Below are 20,954 nucleotides of genomic sequence, written 5' to 3'. Positions count from 1 at the left end.
TCCCTCAGAGTTGGCCGGCGATGTCCTGGATGAAGTCGCGGGACGCCTCCGGTGACAGGGCGAGGCCCTCCATCCAGTCCAGGTGGGCACGGTACTTCGCCAACTGGCCTTCTGCGTGGAGGAAATCCGGCCCGTGTGAGTTGTCGATCTGAACGGTGTCGAGTTGAGGAACGGGCCCCTCCGCGTACAGCACTGTCTGCCCTGCCCCCGGAAATGTCCCGGCGTCGAAGGGAATGACCAGCAACGTCACGTTGTCCTGTTCGGACCTGTTCGCGAGCTGCAAGAGCTGAGCCCTGACGACGTCCCGGCCGCCGAACTGCATCCGGAGGGCTGCCTCGTGCACGACGGCGACGAACTCGGGCGGATCGCCGCCGTCCAGCACCTGCTGGCGTTCCGCGCGATGGGCGAGCCGTAGAGCGATCTCGTGCTCCGGGAGCGGCGGGAGGACGGCCCGAAAGACCGCGAGCGCGTGGTCCGACGTCTGGAGGAGACCCGGGATGTGCACCGTGTACGCCGCTCGCATGCGCACGGCGTGTGCCTCCAACTCCGCGATGTCCAGCATCCCCTGAGGAAGGGCGCCCCGGTATTTGTCCCACCAGCCCCGCGGGGCTGGCCGGGCCATCTCCGCCAGCGCTTCGACGTACAGCTCGTCGTGGCAGCCGCAATTGCAGGCCAGGGTGCGCACACGTTCCGGGGTGATGGCACGCACGCCGGACTCGATGTGCGAGATCTTGCCTCGATCCACCCCCAGCAGTCCGGCGGCGTACTCCCCGGACATGCCGGCTGACGTGCGCATTCTGCGTACCTCGAACCCCAGTCGCCGCTGGCGTTCAGTGGGCGACGTCCTCGCTGCCATGCCGTTCCTTCCGCCGGGTGATCGTCAGCAGTTTGCCGCTTGTATGTGCGACCGAGCCACGATCGTGCGCAATTTCCACCTAGCAGGGCCAATCTTGGCCCCGCTATGGCTACATTAGGTAATGCGCACGCTACACACAGCAGTTGGAAGCGCATCGCACGAGCCTGCCCGCGCCCTCCTTCCCCGGGAGGGGCAGACCCGTGTCGGGGAGACAGGCCACCGACTGCATCACGCTCGTACACGCACGCCAAGGAGACCCGATGCCAGTCCCCAACTCCCGTTGCCCGGCGGCCCCCACGTTCCCGGCGGACCCGACCCGCCCCACCCCCGAGACCCTCCGCTACAGCCTGACTCTCCCGGCCGCACTCGCGAGCCCGGCGATGGCGAGGGCGGCGACCACGGCGTTCCTGCGGGCCCACGGCCTGGCGGACATGCTGGACCCGGCCCTGCAAGCGGTATCCGAACTCACCGCAACGGCATGCCAGTTCACGGAGTCCCTGGACTTCTACCTCGCCCTCCGCTACCGCGCCGCCACGCTCCGGGTGATCGTCTACGACAGCCACCCGCCCCACACCCAGCCGAACCTCGCGGCAGCGTGTGACACCCGCCGCCGAGCCTCCCTGCGGGTCCTGGCCTGCGTATGCCGGGCCTGCGAGGGCGACTGGGGCTTCGGCGCGTCCCGCGAACCGGGCGGCGGGACGCGCATGTGGGCGACGCTGCCGCGAGAGACGGCGGCGAAGTACGGGTTGGCGCCGACGCGAGAGCCGGCTCAGCGGTTGACGGCCTGGATCTCCTGAACGACGACGGCCTGCTCGGCCCCGAACTCACCGTCGGGCAGGGGCTGTTCCTGGGGAACACCCGTACCGGTCCAGTGAATCCTCCAGGTGATGGTGGCGCGGAGCGGATACGTCCCGTCGCCGGAGGAGCGCAGATACTTCACACCGCAGGGCGGGGTCTGGTTCGCCTTCCCGGCGGCATAAGGCTCCCCGATACGCCCGTTGACGAACGTGCAGACGCCGGACGCGGGGTAGACCTGCGCGTCGGTGGTACCGGGTTCGATCCGCAGGGAGACGGGCTCGGCGACGGTGGTGGCCTCCATCTGCAGAATCGGAACGGACGCGGTCACGGAGACGGGCTTGAACTGCGCCGCGTCCAGCCAGGCCCAGGTCGGAAGGTTCACCTTGGTGGGGCCGGCGGGGGCGAGGGTCACCTTGGTGGAGGGGACGCGGATTTCGTTGTAGGCGAGTCCGGCGAGGATTGCCGGGGTGATGACGTTGTCGATGTTGGCGGGCGGGGCGTCGCCGGTGTCGACCCAGAAGTAGTCTTCCTTGCAGGCGTCCCAGCCCGGCGGGAAGGACTTGTTGACGTAGGAGCCCCACCAGTAGCCCTTGCCGGTCTTGTCCTTGTTGAAGTCCTTCGTGTGGTCGTCCTCGTTGAGGTACTTCTTCCGCTGCTCGGTATCCCACTCATTCCCCGTGGACCCCGCCTCCCAGACCGGCTCCTTGACCTTCTGGAGCTCGTCGGGGCTGTACGTCGGGGCATACCAACAAGCGGGCGGCGTCCAGCCACTTGTGGCGGCGACGGGTCCGGCCGACTGCCCGGACCCGTTCTTGGAACGGTCGTAGACGACGGCTCCGGCGGTTGCGGAGAGGGTGTCGCCGTCAAGTCCGCCCGATGTGTTCGTGCCCGGGCCATTGCCGACCGACCCTCCGCTAGGAGGAGTTTTGTCCGCCATGGCGGACGGGGCCACAGACACGCAGATTGTTCCTGCGACCAGCACGGTTATGGCAAGTCGAAGAAGTCGGGTCACGGCTGGCACCTGTCAGCTCCACGGGCGGACTGAATCTTCAAGGTTTCCCACACGCCATCCTTGTTCCTCTGAACCTGAACGCCGTAGGCGACATAACTGTCTTTGCTGGCAGGCGTCTTCTTGATCTCGTTGGTTTTGATGACTTTGCTGAAACCCTTGCTCTCATCGGCGCAGTAGCTCAGCGAAGCGCTCTTCTTGGAACTGATGGTGACCTGGCGGTCGAAGTAACGCACGGAGCCGGTAACCGTCCACTTGGCATCCGTGAACGCCTTCACCCACTGCTGGGCGGCCACTGCACCTTCGCCCTCTGTGTAGAACTCCAGGGCGGGAAGACGAGGGTTTTGGGCGACGATGGCTGCGTCGAGTGCGCGAATCATCTCCGCGTTGTCCTTGAGGACAGCGTCCTTGACGGTGTCGCCGGTCTCCTCCGGCGTGAAGGTGTACGTCAGATCCGACGGCAACTCGATCTTCGGCCGGTCGGCGGAGGCAGCCGAGGCCGATGCGGACGCCGTCGGCGATGCCGGGGTCTCGCTCCCGGTGTCGGCCCCAGCGATCTTGTCGTTGTCCTTCGATCCGCTGTCGTCGCCGCCACAGGCAGTCAACAGCAGGGCAGCGGACGCGACGAGCGCGGCAGCAACGGGCAAAGAGCGGCGCTTCAAGGTGGACTCCCCGTGAGACAGAAGTGCTGGCAAACTCAAGACGGTATCGGTGTGCCCGGTGGTTCCGCCAGGCAACCAAGGTTGCGCTGTGGCAACGGCAAAGGTTGATCGTCGTACCGGCGGTCGGCGGCCGTCCCTCGCCCCATACCTTGTATCAGTACCGACGAGCAAACGAGACCTCACACTCAGGACTGGCAGACGGAGCTTCCCCGTTGGGACGTGAGGGTCTCCGTGATCCAGATGCCGTGTTCGCTGACCCGCAGTCGACTGCTGTAAAGGACGTAACTGTCCTTCGACGCGGCGGTCACGTTGGTTTTACCGGTCGTGAGGCTCTGGTCGTACGCCTTGCTCTGGTCCTCGCAGTAGACGAGGCCGGCCGTTCCGTCGCTGTTGATGTTCACCTTGGCGTCGAAGTACCGCTTGGTGCCGGTGATGCGGTCCTTGTTGTCCACGAACCACTGGATGAACTTCTCACTCCCGGCCGCTGCCTCGCCCTCGGAGTAGTAGAGGTACGCCTTGTGCAACGGGTCCTGCTCGGCGATCGCCATGTCCACGGCCTTGATGAACTGCTCGCTGTCGCTCAGGACCGCGTCCTTGTCCGTGTCACCGGTCTTGGGCCATTCGAAGGTGTACGTCAGATCGGGCGGCAGCTCGATCTTCGGCCGGTCGGCAGAGACAGCCGAGGCGGAGGTCGATGCCGTAGGCGACGCGGACGTTTCACCCCCGGTGGCGGACCCAGCGGCCTTGCCCTTGTCCGTCGATGCGGATTCGCCGCCGCTGCCACCGCACGCGGTCAGCAATAGTGCTGCCGTCGCGGCGTACGCGGCAGCCATGGGTGGAGCGTGGCGCTTCAAAGTGGACTCCCTGCGGCATAGGTGCTGGCAAAGCCCATACGTTATCGGCGGGTTCTCGCACAGTCGGACCAGCAAAGGGACTCTCACCTCCTTCACCTCGAACTCCCGTGTCCAGTAAGTTCGCGTGTGCGCACGACTGTTGTCGTTGAGGTTCAGCTGACGGGGGTTGCGGGATGGCGGGGTACCGGCCGGCTGACTGGCATGTCCTGGACCTGGACAAGGACCCGACCCCGGGTGATCCGGATCGCGTCCGCCAACTGGCCCGTACGCTGCATGACTTCGCGGATGATGTCGCGGACGGGTTGCGGTTGGTCAAGGGGATGGCGTCGGAGAACGAGACGCTGGAGTGGGCGGGCAAGACCGCTGAGGTGTTCCAGGACGAGTTCTCGGATGTGCCGAAGAACCTGAAGAAGCTGAAGAAGTCGTACGACCTGTGCGGTGACGCGCTGGTGGACTACTGGCCGAAGTTGGAGCGGGCGCAGGCGCTGGCGGACCGGGCGCTGGTGAAGGGGCGGGCGGCGCAGGCGGATCTGGCGTCGGCCAAGTCCCGTCTGTCGTCGGCCGATTCGTGGGTGACGCGGGCGGCGAAGGAGTCCGACAAGTACAAGGACGATCCCACGGGCAGCAAGGCCGCGGAGAAGCCGGACGAGGCGAAGGTCCGGGCCGCCACCCGGGATGCCCAGCACGCCAGGACCGCCCAGAGCAGTGCCCAGTCGGACGTCAACAGCGCGCAGTCGGCGCTGGACGCGGCGAAGAAGATGGCCGAGGACGCGCGGAAGATGCGTGAGGACGCGGCGGGCGAGGCGAAGCGGAGGATCGACGAGGCTTCGGACGCCGGTATCCAGAACCGGAGTTGGTGGGAGGACGTCGGGGACTGGTTCACCGACAACTGGGACACCATCGTCGCCGTGTGCAAGATCGTCGTCGCGGTGGTCGGGGTCGTCGCGATGATCATCGGAGGGCCGATCCTCGGCGCGATCGTGCTGATCGCGGCCCTGATCGTGTTGGCGGACACCCTCTACAAGTATTCCAAGGGGCAGGCGTCCATGTGGGATGTGGGGTTCGCCGCGCTGGACTGCATTCCGGGGATGAAGGGACTGACGACGCTCGGTGGACTCGCCAAAGGCCTCAAAGGCGGGATGGCGTTCGGCAAGCTGGGCCTCAAAGGCATGGCGCTGGGCGTGCGCGGTCTGGGCAAGAACGCCAAGGGCATGCTCGCCGACGGGGCCAAGGGGGCCTACAACCGTCTCAAGAGCAAGATCAAAGGCTGCGGAGACCCGGTCGACGTTGCCACCGGACAGATGTTCCTGGTGGAGCGGGACATCACGCTTCCCGGAACCTTGCCTCTCTCCTTCACTCGGCGCGTTGCCTCTGGCTACCGGACCGGTTGGTGGTTCGGCCCCACCTGGGCCTCCACGATCGACCAGCGACTGGAGATCGACGATCAAGACGTCGTCTTTGTGACCGAGGAAGGCATGCTCCTGAAGTATCGGCGTCCTGAGTTTCCGGACGTTTCAGTGCTTCCCGAGGCCGGTCCCCGCTGGCCGCTCGTCCTCCTGAACGCAGGTGGCTACCGAATCGACGACCCAATCTCCGGCTGTAGTCACCACTTCGCGACGCCCAAAGGGCAACTGGCTCTGCTGGAGCGCATATCCGACCGGAACGGCAACACGATCGATTTTGACTACGACGCCGACGGTGTTCCCGGTGCGATCCGGCACTCCGGCGGCTACCACCTCAAACTGAGTGTGGAGGATGGCCGCGTCACAGCCCTCAGCCTGGCTGGCGCGGCTGAGGACGGTTCCGATGTCACGATCAAGCGGTACGGCTACGCGGACGGCAATCTCACTTCGGTCACCAACTCATCAGGCTTGCCCTTGCTGTTCACCTACGACGAGCGCTTGCGCGTCACGTCCTGGACCGACACGAACAGCAGCAGATACGAATACGCCTACGACGACCAGGACCGCTGTGTGAAACAAGGCGGGGAGACCGGGTACGCCACCAACTTCTTTGCCTACGGCGGTACGGATCCGGCATGGCCAGAGTGCCATGTCACAGCGGTCACCACTGCCGAGCGAACTGTGTCGCGCTTCGTCATCAACGACAACTGCCAGGTCGTCGCCGAGATCAACCCGCTGGGCGGCACTTTGCGTGCCGTCTATGACGCGAACCACCATCTCCTCTCCACGACAGATGAACTCGGCCTGACCACGCGCCTCGTGAACAATGCGCTTGGCCAGGCCACTCAGGTGATCGATCCCGTCGATGCCGCTGTCCGCTACACCTTCAATGATCTGAATCTGCCGATCTCCATGGAGCTGTCGGATGGTTCCCGCTGGCTGCGGCAGTACGACCAAGCCGGAAACTGCACGGCCGTCACTGACCCGGCCGGAGTTACCACCCGCTACGCGTACAACGAGCGCGGTCATCTCTCCGCGGTCACCGACGCGCTGGGCTGCACCACGACCGTGCGATGCGATCCGGCAGGCCTGCCCGTCGAGAACCTCAACCCCCTGGGAGCGGCCACCTCTGTTGCGCGCGATGCCTTCGGCCGACCTGTAGTACGCGTCGATCCACTGGGACACGTCACACGGTTCTCATGGACCCTTGAGGGACTGCCGTCACAACGGATCGCACCGGACGGAGCCGTCGAGTCGTGGACGTATGACGGCGAAGGGAACTGCACGCGCCATACCGATCCGGTCGGCGCTGCCACCGAGTTCGAATACACGCACTTCGACCTGGTCGCCGCACGCACCGGGCCTGACGGAGTGCGCCACGAATTCATCTACGACACGGAGCTGCGCCTCGTGGGGGTCATCAACTCCTCGGAACTGAAGTGGACGTACGCATACGATGCGGCTGGGCGCCTCGTCTCCGAAACCGATTTCGACGGCCGGACCCGCACCTACACTCTCGATGCCGGCGGTCGCCTGACCAGCCGTACAAATGCCCTCGGCCAGACAGTGCGCTACGAGCGCGACGCACTCGGACGAATGATCCGCAAGGACGCCGAAGGGCAGATCACCACCTTCGACTACGCCGCTTCCGGTCGACTCGTCGGCGCCGTCGGTCCGCATGCCACGCTTTCGCTCGAACTCGATGAGCGCGGTCTGCGCCGGTCGGAAACCGTCAACGGCCGCACGCTCAGCTGTGCGTACGATGCCGTGGGACGCCGGACTCGACGCACCACACCCGGTGGTGCGATCAGTACGTGGAGTTACGATGCGGCGGGCCGCTCGGTGGAACTCACCGCTTCAGGGCGCACGATCGACTTCGACCGAGACGAGGCCGGCCGGGAGACCGTGCGTCGCTTCGGTGAGTCGATCACCATGACCCACACCTTCGACATGGTGGGCCGGCCCACTGCGCAGCGCGTGCTCACCGGCGCGGGTGTGATCCAGCAACGTGCCTTCACATACCGCCCGGACGGCTCCCTGACCGAGATCGACGACCAGTTGAACGGCGTCCGGCGTTTCGACCTCGATGCCGTCGGCCGCGTTACCGCTGTCCACGCCGGGAAGTGGTCCGAGACCTATGCGTACGACGACGCGGGCAATCAGACCTCGGCCAACTGGCCCACGACCCACCCTGGCCACGAGGCCACCGGGCAACGCACCTACGTCGGCACCAGAATCACCCGTGCCGGAGGTGTCCGCTATGAACACGACGACGCGGGTCGAATCGTGCTGCGGCAAAAGACACGACTGTCCCGCAAACCCGATACCTGGCACTACAGCTGGGACGTCGAGGACCGACTGACCTCCGTCACCACTCCCGACGGCACACTCTGGCGCTACCAATACGATCCCTTGGGGCGCCGCATCGCCAAACAACGCCTTGCCGCCGACGGTGAAAGCGTTCTTGAGGCAACCTCGTTCACCTGGGACGGCCACGTTCTCTGCGAGCAGTCCACCACGACAGAGAACAAGCCCCACGCGATCATCCTCACTTGGGACCACGACGGCCGACGCCCCCTGGCACAGACAGAACGCATCACCACTGCGGATTCTCCTCAGAGCGTCATCGATCAGAGATTCTTCGCTATCGTCACCGACCTCGTCGGTACGCCGAGCGAACTCGTGGACGAAGCCGGCGACATAGCGTGGCGCACCCGCGCCACGCTCTGGGGTGCCACTGCTTGGAACAGCGATGCGACGGCTTATACACCGCTGCGCTTCCCAGGCCAGTACTACGACCCCGAAACCGGCCTCCATTACAACTACTTCCGTACCTACGACCCGGAAACGGCTCGCTATCTCACTCCTGACCCCCTCGGTCTGGCACCCGCCCCGAATCCGGTCACCTACGTGCACAACCCGCACACCTGGATGGACCCCCTTGGCCTGGCGCCGGGATGCGGAGAACCGGTCGGGCGTACTCTGGAGGAGGCAAAAGCACAGGCGTTGAAGGATGCCGGCATTCCTGAAGGATCCGTACCTCTCGAAGTCAACAATCACGTCCCGGCCACCACACCGGAATGGCAGGGATCAAAGCAGCTGATGGGGGAGGACCACAAGCCCATCTACTACACAGAAGAGGTGTACGAGCACCCCAATGGAGAGGACCTCGTGGTCTTCCAGGATCACTGGTTCGGGCATCAGCAGCCAGGTCAACCCGGTTATCAGGGACCACATGTGCATGTGAGACCATTCGAGGACACCCGCAACGGGCAGATCCCCGGTGCCGAGGAGCATTACTACTATGACCGTTGAGAGTTTTCTCGTGAACCCGGAAGCGCTCAATTCGCTCTATGGCCAGGTCCCGGACCTTGTTGACGTCAGGATCAGATCGATCAATCTGAACTGGCGTGGGCCCACGGTAACGCTCCGCGTCGACCTGCCCTCCTTCCCCGGTTCGGCACCACGGGAGTGGACCGATGCGGGTATGGACACGGTGCAATGTCAACTTCAGTTCCTGGCAGTGGAGAACATCTCCCTCATCGACTGGGTCCCGCCGTCCGTCGGATGCGTCGAGATGTCTTCGTGGGGCGGGGAGAGCCGTATGCGGGTAATCGCAGACGGTCGAGGAGTGGCGCTCCGATTTGACTGCAGTGAGTCCGTGCGCGTCAGCCATGTGAGCGCATTTCAAATCCAGGCCGACGGATCGGACAGCGGACCGCATCTCTTCGTGAGCAAGATCGACGCTCGACGGCACACCCTCCTTCCCCCGACCGATGAGAAGACGTTCTATGAGCGCTGACTGGTCGCAACTCCTCGCATCTGCTGAATACTTGGGGGAGTTGTACGACGGTGCCCCGCCCCCGGCCAGTGCGTGCGACCTCTTCTACGTGCACATCGACGAACGGGAGGGCTCGGTGACACTGGGCTTCGACACCAGGGTCTTCCCGGGGAACCCGCCCCTTGAATGGAGGGAAAAGGACTTTAACGCCTTTGAGTTCCATCTGTTCTTCAGGGGAGTGACTGGTCTACGGGTTACGGGCTGGGGGGCTTCTGAAGCCCAGGTGATCGACCTGACCGTCCGCGATGGAGGACACTTCGACGTGGCCCTCGGCTCCGAGGCTTCCGGTATCGCATTCCGTGCCGCTGCTGTCCGTCTGGGCCGAACGCGCGCCTATCTCGCTCGGGACAACCCCTGAAGTCGATGGAAAAGCATCCTCAGTGCGGGTCATGGGGAGTGGGCCCATTGTGAGGAATGAGGAGTTCCTCATCGAACTCGACGGGAAGATGCTCAACTATTTCCGCGAAATCACCGAGGAGATGGTCAGCCGGTTCGGGATCTCGCGAGCTGAAGCCGTGGCCAGGATCAACTCGACGTACGAGGGTGCTCAGATCGAGCCATACCCCGACCTCATGTGTCATGAGTTGCCGGAATTCTGGGCCTACGGTGTCTACTTCGAGCCGCGAGACGGGCACTTGCCGTACGGCGCGCCTGGCGAGGATCTCTCCGATTGGGGAGTTAGGCCGGCTCCTCCCGTGGACTCCCATGTCTGGACGATCAAAAAGTGAGCCGCAGTGGGTCCTTCTGCTGCGTAACCGCTACGGGCGACGGTCGGTATGACGTCCGAATGGGGCTGGCGGGGGCGCGAGCATCTGCTGTGCCTCGATGACCAGATAGCGAGAGAATATGACGAGCACATTCAAATACCGTCTCCGTAGCCCCCTCGGCGGCTTGGCCGCAGACTTGACGGCTGAGTATCGCGCTTTCGATGTGAGCGAAGAATTTCTTATCCAGGTCTACCGCAATGTGTGGTTGACTCCGCATGGCGGGGTTAATTGGCATGATTTGGCATGGCTTTCATTCGGGCTCTCGGTTCACGCCCCCAGTCTGTCTGTCTCTCATCCGGACGGCTTGATCGTCAAGGTCACATCACTTGTATTCCCTCTTGCCCACTTTCGGTCGGAAGTCGCGGCATTGGCGATGGATGGCTGGGTTCGGGAGGAATTCGACCTTCCTGGCCAAGGCTTGCATGCCGTTTCTCGGGAAGGAGGAGGGGGGTATGCGTTTCACTGGGGGGAGCGTCCTGCTCCCTTCTCGGACGCCGACTTCGATTAGTCGACTGCGGGATCTTCGAGGTCATCGGCGACGAGACCGAGACCGAGACCGAGACCGAGAGCGACCCTTACCCGGCGGCGGGCTTCCTGTCGTGGCAAGTGCGGCAGCAACGGCTCAGACGTATTTGGTCGGGCCGAAGGGTGTGCCAGGTCGGCGCAGTCGCCCGTAGGCGAGGTGTCAGTTCCCGTCGGCCGCAGGAGAAGCAGCCGGAGAAGCAGGCGAAGCCGCAGGAGCCTGCGCGGCTCTCCTGGTCGCCTGCCACGATCGCAACTCCCCTCTGAGGATGTGTATCCGGAGAGCGGCGACGGCGAGGAACATGACGCCGATGCCGAATCTGGCCCAGCCTCCGTCCGTGATGGTCCAGTAGAAGGCGAGGCCGCAGAAGAAGAGGCTGACGGCGATGACGAGGGGTTCGCGGATCCACCAGGGGAGGACGCGGAGTATCAGGTTGATCAGCATCCGCGCAGTGGATCAGGCGCGAACCGCTCATGCTGTGATGGAGGCCACAATTCCGCAGGTGAGGTTTACACGAGAAGTTGTCGAAGGTGTGAAGAATCTCGGCAGACCTGTCCAGGGAAGGTGCGTCGGCCTCGCCGGACGGGCCCCGTCAACTACTCTCTCCGGCACCCGACTTGTGGCATATTCGCCTCACTCTCCGTCGATCAAGCTCCACCTTCCGTTAGTTGATCTAGGAGATTCGGTGTTGAGCGGGCCATGCCGTGGATAAGGTGCTGATGCAAGAGGACGTCACAGGGGCGATCTGAGGCGGTGGCCGACCACCCCGCCGCAGTGAACGGGGTGGTGTGCAGCGTGCCGACCGCGATAGCCGTCACCAGTTCCGACCTGGTGCTCCCACCGCATGACCGGCAGACCCCGCCCGCCGCCGTCCCGTCCCTCGACACCCTCGACGGCGCCCTCATGGGCATGCACACGCTCATCGAGCAGCACGGGTACGTCATCGCCCTCTACCCGGCGTCCACGGACCCGGCCGTCACCCGGCGGCTGCACACCGTGCGTTCCGTCCTGGAGAGCGACCGTATCGCGCTGCTCGCCGTCGAACTGCCGCCCCTCGGAGTGGCGCTGCTCGCCCAGCAGTTGAGGCAGCTCTCCATGTGCGACTTCAGCCCGGGGGTGCTCGCGTCCTCCGCCCGCCTGCTCGCCCACTACATCTACGCCGGCGCCCATCTCGGCTCCGTCGCCAAGCTCGACCGGGTGCCCGTCTCCCTCAAGTCGCACGCCAAGTCGTGGGTACCGGGCGCGCAGTTCGCCGTACTGGCCAATCCGCGAGCACAGCTCGTACGGGTCGGACAGGAGGAGCTGGCCGGGCCCGAGTTCGGGACGCGGCTGCTCGTCGCGCAGGGGCAGCCGCCTTCCGACTGGGTCACCGCGACCCTCGCACCCGCCTGGCGCGTGCAGGGAGTCGCCCCGGTTCCGCTGCCCGCGGAGTCCGTGCGCTGGTGGGGGACCGGGAAGATCGTCGAGTTCGCGGCCGGGCTGCACGACGTCTCCGTGCTCTACCAACTGGTCTCCTCCGTACGCCGCGAGGAGTGCCACTGGTGCGGCCTCGAACTCATCGGCGACCGCTGCGGATTCTGCGCCGCCCCACTCGTATCGCCTACGGAGCTTCCCGCTGCCCTCGGGCGGGCAGGAACCCCGGCAGGAGCATCAGGAACACCAGTACGAGCACTGCCCCGAGGCACGACGTAAGAGACGCAAGAGACGCAAGAGACGTAAGAGACGCAAAAGACGTGTCCGTCCCCACCCCCGATCGAGGTTGTCCGCGTCATGAACTCACGCCAGCGCCGCGGCGTCATCCTGCTGGTCCTCTCGATCCTGTGCGCCATCGGCGCCTTCGTCGGAGTGCTCTCGGTGATCCGTGACGTGAACTCCAAGGTCGGGCCGGAGGTGACGGCGTACCGCCTCAAGAGCGACATCGCGCCCTACAAGGAGCTCACGGCCGACCAGTTCGAGAAGATCTCCATGCCGAAGCGGTGGTTGTCGGAGACCGCTGTCACGCGCGTCTCCCAGATCCGCGGCAAGGTCGCGGTGACCCGGCTGGAGAAAGGCTCCCTGCTGCAGACCGACATGATCGTCGACCGGCCCGAACTGGCCGCCGGTGAGCAGGAGATCGCGATCCTGATCGACGCGTCGACCGGTGTGGCCGGAAAGATCAACCCGGGGTCGCTCGTCAACATCTACGCCACCTTCGAGTCCAAGGACAGCGAGAAGGGCGTCGACGAGGCCAAGTTGCTCGTCACGAACGCGCGCGTCATCGACGTGGGCAAGCTCACCGCCCTCGAACCGGGGCAGTCGAGCAACGACCGCCAGCGTACGGCGACGGAGGCCGTCCCGATCACCTTCGCCCTCAAGACGGCGGACGCCCAACGCGTCGCATACGCCGAGTCGTTCGCCGAACACGTCCGCCTGTCCCTGGTCGCGGGCGGCGAACTGACGGCCGTCCCCGATGCCGCCGACCGTACGTACACCCTCAACAAGGACAAGTAGGAGGCGGGCATGAGGTCCGTACGTACGAAGCCGCAGCCCCGGCGACGGTCGCAGCCGAAGCCGCGGCTGTGCCTTCCGAGGACGCGCCGATGACCATCCGCGTGCTCGCCGCCACCGCCGACATCGAGTCCGCCCGCGCCCTGAGCACCCTCCTCAGCCGGCTCCCCGACGCCGAACCCGCCCCGCCCGTCGCCGACTCGACCGCGTTGCTCGACACCCTGGCCCGGCTGGCCGCCGAGTCCCTCGACGAGCTGCCGGAAGTCGTCCTCGTGCACGAGCGGATAGGGCCCGTCCCGGCCCTCGACCTCGTCCGCGACCTCGTGATGCGCTTCCCGGCGGTCGGCGTCGTCCTCATCACCGCCGACCCCAGCACCGGCGTCCTCACCGCCGCCATGGACTCCGGCGCCCGCGGCATCGTGCAGCTTCCGCTCGGTTACGAGGCCTTGGCGGAACGCGTAACGGCCGCGGCGGCCTGGTCGTCGGGCATGCGGCGCCATCTCGGCAGCACCGCACCGGAGTTGTATGCCGGACCGGGCGGCACGGTCGTCACCGTGACCGGCGCCAAGGGCGGCGTCGGCGCCACCGTCACGGCCGTCCAACTCGCCCTCGCCGCACGGGCGTCGGGCCACACCGTCGCCCTCCTCGACCTGGACCTCCAGTCGGGGGACGTGGCCTCCTACCTGGACGTCCAGTTCCGCAGGTCGATCGCCGACCTGGCCGCCATCACGGACATCAACCCGCGCGTCCTCCAGGACGCCGTCTTCATCCACGACACCGGCATCGGCCTCCTGCTCGCCCCCGCAGAGGGCGAACGCGGCGAGGAGGTCACCGACAGGGTGGCCCGCCAGGTCGTCGCCGCCCTGCGCTCCCGCCACGACGTCGTGATCGTCGACTGCGGCGCCCGGATGGACTCGGCGACGGCCGCCGCCGTCGAGATGGCCGACCACGCCCTGCTCCTCGTCACCCCGGACGTCGTCGCCGTACGAGCCGCCAAACGCATGGTCCGCCTCTGGGACCGCCTCCAGATCCGCAAGGCCGAGGAGACCCTGACAGTCGTCAACCGGCAGTCCAAGGGTACGGAGATCCAGCCCTCCCTCGTGGAGAAGGTCACCGGCACCAAGGTCGCCCGCGCGACGATTCCCGCCGCGTTCAAGGAACTTCAGGGCGTTGTGGACGCCGGACGGCTCCAGGACCTGGACGCTCGGTCGACGGTCAAGCAGGCACTCTGGTCGCTGGCGGGGGAGTTGGGGCTGGTCGTCGTCCAGGAAGGGGGCGGCGGCAGGCGACGTAAGTCGTCATCGTCGTCGGACCGGGGCGCGATGAACCTGCGCCGACGAGGAGAACGCGGCGACCGAGGGGCCGTGACCCTCGAATTCGCGGGCATGTTCCCGCTGTTGCTCGTCGTCATGAGCATCCTGTGGCAGTGCGTGCTGTACGGCTACACGTACTCGTTGGCCGGCAACGCGGCGGACGAGGCGGCTCGCGCCGCAACCGCGGCGTACGCCCTCGACCCGACCAGCTACGCGGGAGCCTGCGAGAGCGCGGGCGGTGAGAACCTCCCCGGAGCCTGGAACGGCGCGGCCATCAGCTGCGCTCCCGAGGGCGAGATCATGAAGGCCACGGTCAGCGCCCAAGTACCGCTGTTCTTCCCGGGCTTCGACGTCAACTGGACGGTGAACGGCGAGGCGGGGGCGGCGCTGGAGGGGGACGAGCACTGATGAGGACGTGGCGCCGGCGCCTTCGGGGCCGACTTGCGAACCGCCTCCGGGATGAGAGGGACCGGGGTTCCTCCATCCTGGAGTTCACCGGTTTCCTCCCGATCCTCATCCTCATCGGCCTGGCCTGCATCCAGCTCGGCCTGATCGGCTACGGCGTCAACCAGGCCGGCACGGGCGCCCGCGCGGCGGCCCGGACCACCTCGCTCGGGGGCGACGGGGTGGCGGCCGGCGTCGCCTCCGTCAGCGACTGGCTCGACCCGGACGTGGACGCGCCGCTGGGCGCGGGCGACACGACCACGGCCACCGTGACCGTCCATGTCCCCGCGATCATCCCGATCTTCGGCGAGTGGGACCTGCAACGCTCTGCCACCATGCCCAACGACGAAGACAACTGACCGCGAACCGGTAATCAATGGAGAGGAGTTGAGACAGAGACCATGAGCCTTCGCTCCCGCATAGCCTCCGCCGACGACAACGGCAGCGGAACCGAACGCGAGGACGGTCACCGCGTCGCCGTCTACCGTGCCAAGCTCCTCGAAGAGATCGACCTCGCGGAGATGTCCAGCCTCGCGGCAGCGGAACGCCGTGTCCGGCTGGAACGCGTCCTCGGCCACATCATCAGCCGCGAGGGCCCGGTCCTCTCCTCCGCCGAACGCTCCCAGCTCATCCGGCGAGTGGTCGACGAAGCCCTCGGCCTGGGCGTCCTCGAACCTCTCCTCGCCGACGCGTCGATCACCGAGATCATGGTCAACGGCCCCGACTCGATCTTCGTGGAACGAGCGGGCCGCGTCGAACAGCTCCCCATGCGCTTCGCGTCGAGCGAGCAGCTGATGCAGACCATCGAGCGGATCGTCTCCACGGTCAACAGGCGGGTGGACGAGTCGAATCCGATGGTCGACGCCCGCCTGCCCACCGGTGAACGCGTCAACGTCATCATCCCGCCGCTGTCCCTCACCGGCCCGACGCTCACGATCCGCCGCTTCCCCCGCGCCTACACACTCCCGGAGTTGATCGGCCTCGGCTCGCTGGACGAGCAGATGCTGATGCTCCTCGCCGCGTTCGTCCGGGCGCGCTTCAACGTCATCGTCAGCGGCGGTACGGGCACCGGCAAGACGACGCTCCTCAACGCCCTCTCCGGCCTGGTCCCCTCCCACGAACGCATCATCACCATCGAGGACTCGGCCGAACTCCAGCTCCAGCAGGAGCATGTGATCCGCCTCGAATCCCGCCCGCCCAACGTGGAGGGCAAGGGCCAGATCACCATCCGCGACCTGGTCCGCAACTCCCTGCGCATGCGCCCCGACCGCATCATCGTCGGTGAGGTCCGAGGCGGCGAGACCCTCGACATGCTCCAGGCGATGTCCACGGGCCACGACGGTTCCCTGGCCACCGTGCACGCCAACTCGGCGGAGGACGCGCTGATGCGTCTGCAGACCCTGGGCTCGATGTCCGAAGTCATGATCCCCTTCGAGGCGTTGAAGGACCAGATCAACTCGGCGGTCGACGTGGTCGTCCAACTCGCCCGCCACGTCGACGGGTCGCGCCGGGTCGCGGAGATCGCCCTGCTGGTCTCCCACGGCCGCGAACAGTTCCGCATCGTGACCGTCTCCCGTTACGTCACCCGCCCGACCGGCCCCGACCGCGTCGCCCAGGGCTACTTCGAACACCTCCCGGTGCCGCGCCCGGTCGCCGAGAAGCTGTACCTGGCGAACGAATCGCTGCCCCCGGCGTTCGGAGTGGCCGAGGTGCTCGACGTACTGGACACAAGGCAGGCGATCGGATGAACACGCGGACGAGGACCGTCCCGAGGACCCGTACAACTGGGCGGAGCGATCAGCCATGAACAACTCGGTCCCGCTGGCGTTGGGCGCCACCATGCTGTGCTGCACGCTCGCCGTCGCGGGCGTGCACACGTATGCCGCCGGCCGCGCCCAGCGCCAGGAACTCGAAGACCGTCTCTCCGGCGGCGGCGCGCTGCGCACGGCGGCCGGCCGCGTACGCCGGTTCGCGACCGTCGACCGCCGACTGCGCCGCACCCGCCTCGGCCGCGAGATCCACCTCCGCCTCTCGGCGACCGGACTGGACCTGACAGCGGGCGAGTTCTTCACGTACGTCACCGCGGTCGGCGTCGCGCTGTGGCTGCTGGCAGCCGCCGTACTGGCCCCCTTCTTCGGCCCGATCGCCGCGCTGGTGACGGTCTGGGGTGCGGCGATCTTCCTGAACTGGCAGCGCCAGAAACGTATCGAGGCGTTCATCAATCAACTCCCCGACGTGGCCCGCCTGCTGGCCAACGCCACGGCGGCCGGTCTCGCCCTGCGTACGTCACTGGCGATGGCGGCGGAGGAGCTGGAGGCCCCGGCGGGCGAGGAACTGGCCCGGGTCGCCGACCAGTTGACCATGGGCCGAACGGTCGACGACGCGCTGGGAGAACTGGCGGAACGCCTGCCGTCCCGCGAACTGGTGGTCCTGGTGACGACGTTGATCCTTGCCAACAAGGCGGGCGGCTCGGTGGTCAGCTCGCTGCGCAACCTCACCCAGACCCTTGAGGACCGCAAGGAGACGCGCAGGGAAGTCCGCACGATGCTGTCGGAGGTCAACGCGACGGCCTTCACGGTCCCTTGCCTGGGCCTCGGTTCCCTCCTCCTCATCAACTCCTCGAACGAGGGCGCCTTGGAGAGGGTCACCGGCTCCGGCCTCGGCCAGGCCCTGATCCTCCTCTCCCTGGGCCTGTACACGGTCGGTTTCTTCGTCATCCGCCGCCTGGGCAAGATCGAGGTCTGAGGGGAGTGAGTGATCGGATGCTGCCACTGCTACTGGCCTTGGTGATGGCGCTCGCCGTCGCGGGCGCCCTGCTGGGCATCCGCATGATCCGAGCCGACGCCAAACTCCCCTCCGACCTGCTCCTCGCCCTGGAGGTGGGCGGCACCCGGGTCTCGAAGGCCGACTCGGCGGTGGACCGCATGGGCATGCGCTTCGCGCCCCTCGTCCTACGCCTGATGGGCCCCCGCCGGGTCGACGCGAAACGCCTGCGCATCGACATGGCGGGCAACCCCGGTGGCCTGACCATCACCCGCTACGCGGCCCGCCGAGCGGTCTACCTGACCTTCGGCGTCCTCCTCGGCCTGATCTTCCTCACCAACGGCCAACTGGTCCTCGCGGTCATCACGTTCGCGTTCGGGGTGACGGCGGCGGACGCCGCGATCTGGCAGGCGGTACGGGAGCGCAAGGACGTCATCGACCGCACACTCCCCGACTTCCTGGACGTGCTCGCGGTCGTGGTCTCGGCGGGCCTGGGCTTCCGCCAGGCCCTGGACCGGGTGGCGGAGAAGTACGAGGGCCCCTGGGCGGACGAACTGCGCATCACACTGCGCCAGATGGACATGGGCGTCAGCCGCCGCCAGGCCTTCGACCAGCTCCGCAAGCGCAACTCCAGTGAGCAGGTGGCCCAGTTCGTCTCGGCGCTCCAGCAGGGCGAGGAACTCGGCTCCCCGATCGCCGAGACCCTGATCCAGATTGCCGCCGACATGCGCCGCACCGACGCCCAGGAATCCCGCCGCCGCGCCGCGAAGACGATCCCCAAGGCAACCCTCGTCACCCTGGTGTTCATGCTGCCGGCGACGATGATCCTCATCGCGACAGGCATGTTCCTCGGCTCTGGTACGAACTTCGGCTCGATTCTGGGACGTTGAGGGCGGTGCGGCCGATGAAAGCCAAAGCCACGAAGGCAGGGCGACCCGAGGGACGACAGGTCAGGGGCCGGAGCCGGAGCCGGGGCGGGAGCCGGGTCCGGCTCCGGGGCTACGACCCGACCGCCGGCTACCTGGCCGACGACGCCCCGGCCCCCGCCACCGTCCGCCTCCAGCTGAACGCCCTACAGGCCCTGTGCCGTCAGGCGTTCGCCGTACGCATGACGATGCTGGCCCTCGGCACCCCCTTCGCGATGACCAACACCGCGGAAGGGCCCCCGCGTTACGTGGTCCTGGCGGCGGCGGTCCTGGGCATCACCGCCTCGTACGCCATGTACCGCGACTGGGACCGGCTGGCCCCGCGCCTGCTGGCCCACCCCACCCTCATGGCAGCGGACCTGGTGTTCGCGGCCATACTCCTCCTCACCGCTTCCCCGGCCTCCCCCCTCGCCTACGCCACGGTGTGCACCCCTCTCCTCGCCGGCCTTCTCTACGGCTGGCGCGGCTCGGGCGTCTTCACGGGCCTCCAACTGGTGGTGCTCCTCACGGTCCACCGAGCGTGGGAACACCGCCCGGGTGCGGGAACCAGCACCCTCCTCATAGCGGGCTTCTGCGTCGGCGCCGGCATCATCGGCGTCACGTTGCGCAACCTGATGTTCCGCTTCGGTACGGCGAGCGAGGCACTGGCGGAGGCGAACTCCCGGCTGGCGGTGGCCGAGGCGGTGGAGTCGGAACGGGCGCGTCTGGCAAGGGAGATGCATGACTCGGTCACGAAGACCCTGCACGGCCTGGCGTTGGCGGCGGAGGCGCTGTCGGCAACCTCTGCGGACGACGCGGACCCTGACGTCGTACGGCGCCAGGCAACCCTGGTCGCCTCGGCGGCCCGCCGAGCCGCAACGGAGTCCCGAGACCTCCTCACCGACCTGCGCCACCACACGGACCTGACGTCCCCTGACGTAGACCTGATCGCTGAACTGGTGCAGAAGGCGGCGGAGTTCGAGCGGAGCACAGGAATCCGCACGAACCTGGAGACGAGCACCGCACGGATTGGCGTGGTCCCGCACCGGACGGCCCACCACCTCCTGGCGATCGTGTCGGAGGCCCTGGAGAACACGCGCAGGCACGCGAACGCGACGAGGGTGATGCTGGAGGCGACCGCGTCGGGGGAGGGCGTAACCCTCCGCATCCGGGATGACGGAGTAGGCATCCCCGGCCCCCTGAACCTCGAAGAGACAGCCAGATCAGGCCACTTCGGCATGCTGGGCATGGTGGAACGGGCGAAATCGCTGGGGGCGCTGATGCACGTGGGCCGAGCTGAGAACGGCGGCACGGAGATCCGGGTGGACGCGCTGCCACCCGGACTCGACCACATACCCACCCCTGCCTCGCACCCATCCCCGTGCCCGTCCCCGGAAGGAGGCCGCATCCCATGTCCACAGATGAACGGCGGCAGGACCTGCTGAGGGTGCTGGTGGCGGACGACAACCCGGTAGTACGGGCAGGCCTGACAGCACTCCTGGGCGGCCACCCGGACATCGAAGTGGTCGCGGAGGCGTCGAACGGCACCGAGGCGGTGTCGGCGGCGGAGCGAGTGCACCCTGACGTGGTCCTCCTGGACGTACGCATGCCGGGCACGGACGGCCTCACAGCTCTCCCCCAACTGGTTCTACTGGCCCCGGTGATGATGCTGACGTACAGCAGCGAACCGGAGGTGGTGAGGCAGGCGCTGCACAGGGGCGCGTCGGGCTACCTGGTCCACGGAGGCTTCACGACGGAGGAGCTGACGGAGGCGGTACGGGCGGTGGGACAGGGGGCGCGGGTCGTGGCGCAGCCGTCAAGTGCGCCGCATGCCTCTACTCCGAGGATTCCCGGCATTCCAAGTACTCCCGGTCCGGATGTCGCGGATTCGCTCGGTGTTTCCTACGAACCGAACGAAAGCTCTTCGCACATGCAACCAGTTATGGCATTCTTGCGACAGCCTTCAAGGACCCGGCTCGGCCACGCGATGACACTCGCCGCCCGCGCCCGCAGCCGACGGGACTTCGGCCTGAGCTCAAGGGAGGTGGAGGTCATGGATCTCATCGCCGCCGGCGTGAACAACCAGCGGATCGCCGCCACCTGCTTCATCAGCGAGAAGACCGTCAAAAACCACATCAACCGCATCTTCGCAAAGCTGCACAGTTCGACACGGAGCGAAGCGATCGCCCGGTGGCTGGGTACGGCTCGGGAGGGATGGGAGTGATGGGGCGTCCCGTGGAGGGAAGTTGGGTCCCTGGGCCCACGCGGAGTAGGCGGGTTTTCACATACTGTGCTGAAGTCGGTAGTGGTGTCGGGCGGGAAGGCGCAA

Annotated in this window: 20 protein-coding genes; 15 read left to right on the top strand and 5 right to left on the bottom strand. The window is 66.6% G+C overall.

Going from position 1 to position 20,954, the window contains the following annotated elements:
* Positions 1-4: 4 nt before the first annotated feature.
* Positions 5-856: a helix-turn-helix domain-containing protein gene (locus ACW4TU_RS15210; protein WP_457428354.1), complete on the bottom strand. Its 852-nt coding sequence runs from the start codon at positions 854-856 to the stop codon at positions 5-7.
* Positions 857-1,116: 260 nt separating this feature from the next.
* Between ACW4TU_RS15210 and ACW4TU_RS15205 the strand changes: the two genes are divergently transcribed.
* Entirely contained in the window at positions 1,117-1,653 is a 537-nt protein-coding gene (locus ACW4TU_RS15205) for an ATP-binding protein (protein WP_457428353.1), read from the top strand.
* On the opposite strand, the gene ACW4TU_RS15200 is transcribed toward ACW4TU_RS15205, so the two are convergent.
* The 3 genes from ACW4TU_RS15200 to ACW4TU_RS15190 all read right to left on the bottom strand — a co-directional run bounded on the left by ACW4TU_RS15200 (position 1,626) and on the right by ACW4TU_RS15190 (position 4,158).
* Positions 1,626-2,675: a hypothetical protein gene (locus tag ACW4TU_RS15200; RefSeq protein ID WP_457428352.1), complete on the bottom strand. Its 1,050-nt coding sequence runs from the start codon at positions 2,673-2,675 to the stop codon at positions 1,626-1,628. The genes ACW4TU_RS15205 and ACW4TU_RS15200 overlap by 28 nt on opposite strands.
* Positions 2,663-3,325: a hypothetical protein gene (locus ACW4TU_RS15195; protein ID WP_457428351.1), complete on the bottom strand. Its 663-nt coding sequence runs from the start codon at positions 3,323-3,325 to the stop codon at positions 2,663-2,665. The genes ACW4TU_RS15200 and ACW4TU_RS15195 overlap by 13 nt, the downstream gene beginning before the upstream one ends.
* Positions 3,326-3,510: 185 nt before the next feature.
* Positions 3,511-4,158, bottom strand: coding sequence for a hypothetical protein (locus tag ACW4TU_RS15190; protein ID WP_457428350.1), 648 nt, complete (start codon positions 4,156-4,158; stop codon positions 3,511-3,513).
* Between the two features lie 194 nt (positions 4,159-4,352).
* On the opposite strand from ACW4TU_RS15190, the gene ACW4TU_RS15185 reads away from it, so the two are divergent.
* The 5 genes from ACW4TU_RS15185 (at position 4,353) to ACW4TU_RS15165 (ending at position 10,698) form a co-directional block, all read left to right on the top strand.
* Positions 4,353-8,897: an RHS repeat-associated core domain-containing protein gene (locus ACW4TU_RS15185; protein WP_457428349.1), complete on the top strand. Its 4,545-nt coding sequence runs from the start codon at positions 4,353-4,355 to the stop codon at positions 8,895-8,897.
* Positions 8,887-9,384 carry an Imm50 family immunity protein gene (locus ACW4TU_RS15180; protein ID WP_457428348.1) on the top strand — a complete coding sequence of 166 codons (498 nt, stop codon included), beginning with the start codon at positions 8,887-8,889 and terminating at the stop codon, positions 9,382-9,384. Before ACW4TU_RS15185 ends, ACW4TU_RS15180 begins: the two co-directional genes overlap by 11 nt.
* Positions 9,374-9,781 carry an Imm50 family immunity protein gene (locus tag ACW4TU_RS15175; protein ID WP_457428347.1) on the top strand — a complete coding sequence of 136 codons (408 nt, stop codon included), beginning with the start codon at positions 9,374-9,376 and terminating at the stop codon, positions 9,779-9,781. The genes ACW4TU_RS15180 and ACW4TU_RS15175 overlap by 11 nt, the downstream gene beginning before the upstream one ends.
* A 49-nt stretch (positions 9,782-9,830) precedes the next feature.
* A complete protein-coding gene (locus ACW4TU_RS15170; RefSeq protein WP_457428346.1) occupies positions 9,831-10,151 on the top strand; it encodes a hypothetical protein in 321 nt (106 codons plus the stop codon).
* A 118-nt stretch (positions 10,152-10,269) separates the two neighbouring features.
* On the top strand, positions 10,270-10,698 hold the full coding sequence (locus tag ACW4TU_RS15165) for a hypothetical protein (RefSeq protein WP_457428345.1): 429 nt from the start codon (positions 10,270-10,272) through the stop codon (positions 10,696-10,698).
* A 177-nt stretch (positions 10,699-10,875) separates the two neighbouring features.
* On the opposite strand, the gene ACW4TU_RS15160 is transcribed toward ACW4TU_RS15165, so the two are convergent.
* Complete coding sequence (locus tag ACW4TU_RS15160) at positions 10,876-11,157, bottom strand: hypothetical protein (RefSeq protein ID WP_457428344.1); 282 nt, start codon at positions 11,155-11,157, stop codon at positions 10,876-10,878.
* Positions 11,158-11,508: 351 nt separating this feature from the next.
* On the opposite strand from ACW4TU_RS15160, the gene ACW4TU_RS15155 reads away from it, so the two are divergent.
* The 9 genes from ACW4TU_RS15155 (at position 11,509) to ACW4TU_RS15115 (ending at position 20,849) form a co-directional block, all read left to right on the top strand.
* Positions 11,509-12,405: a hypothetical protein gene (locus ACW4TU_RS15155; protein ID WP_457428343.1), complete on the top strand. Its 897-nt coding sequence runs from the start codon at positions 11,509-11,511 to the stop codon at positions 12,403-12,405.
* Between the two features lie 78 nt (positions 12,406-12,483).
* Positions 12,484-13,203, top strand: coding sequence for a Flp pilus assembly protein CpaB (gene cpaB, locus ACW4TU_RS15150; RefSeq protein ID WP_457428342.1), 720 nt, complete (start codon positions 12,484-12,486; stop codon positions 13,201-13,203).
* 89 nt (positions 13,204-13,292) lie between these two features.
* Positions 13,293-14,921, top strand: coding sequence for a CpaE/TadZ family protein (locus tag ACW4TU_RS15145; protein ID WP_457428341.1), 1,629 nt, complete (start codon positions 13,293-13,295; stop codon positions 14,919-14,921).
* Positions 14,921-15,316: a TadE family protein gene (locus ACW4TU_RS15140; RefSeq protein ID WP_457428340.1), complete on the top strand. Its 396-nt coding sequence runs from the start codon at positions 14,921-14,923 to the stop codon at positions 15,314-15,316. Before ACW4TU_RS15145 ends, ACW4TU_RS15140 begins: the two co-directional genes overlap by 1 nt.
* A gap of 42 nt (positions 15,317-15,358) precedes the next feature.
* Entirely contained in the window at positions 15,359-16,705 is a 1,347-nt protein-coding gene (locus ACW4TU_RS15135; RefSeq protein ID WP_457428339.1) for a TadA family conjugal transfer-associated ATPase, read from the top strand.
* A 55-nt stretch (positions 16,706-16,760) separates the two neighbouring features.
* Entirely contained in the window at positions 16,761-17,702 is a 942-nt protein-coding gene (locus tag ACW4TU_RS15130) for a type II secretion system F family protein (protein ID WP_457428338.1), read from the top strand.
* A gap of 17 nt (positions 17,703-17,719) precedes the next feature.
* Positions 17,720-18,610: a DUF5936 domain-containing protein gene (locus tag ACW4TU_RS15125; protein ID WP_457428337.1), complete on the top strand. Its 891-nt coding sequence runs from the start codon at positions 17,720-17,722 to the stop codon at positions 18,608-18,610.
* A 14-nt stretch (positions 18,611-18,624) separates the two neighbouring features.
* Positions 18,625-20,070, top strand: a complete 1,446-nt coding sequence (locus ACW4TU_RS15120; protein WP_457428336.1) for a sensor histidine kinase — start codon at positions 18,625-18,627, stop codon at positions 20,068-20,070.
* Positions 20,037-20,849 (top strand): response regulator, encoded by an 813-nt coding sequence (locus tag ACW4TU_RS15115; protein WP_457428335.1) that lies wholly within the window; start codon positions 20,037-20,039, stop codon positions 20,847-20,849. The genes ACW4TU_RS15120 and ACW4TU_RS15115 overlap by 34 nt, the downstream gene beginning before the upstream one ends.
* Positions 20,850-20,954 lie beyond the last annotated feature (105 nt).

It is taken from the genome of Streptomyces kryoterrae (assembly GCF_054072135.1).
This window is presented reverse-complemented; position numbering and strand designations above follow the sequence as displayed.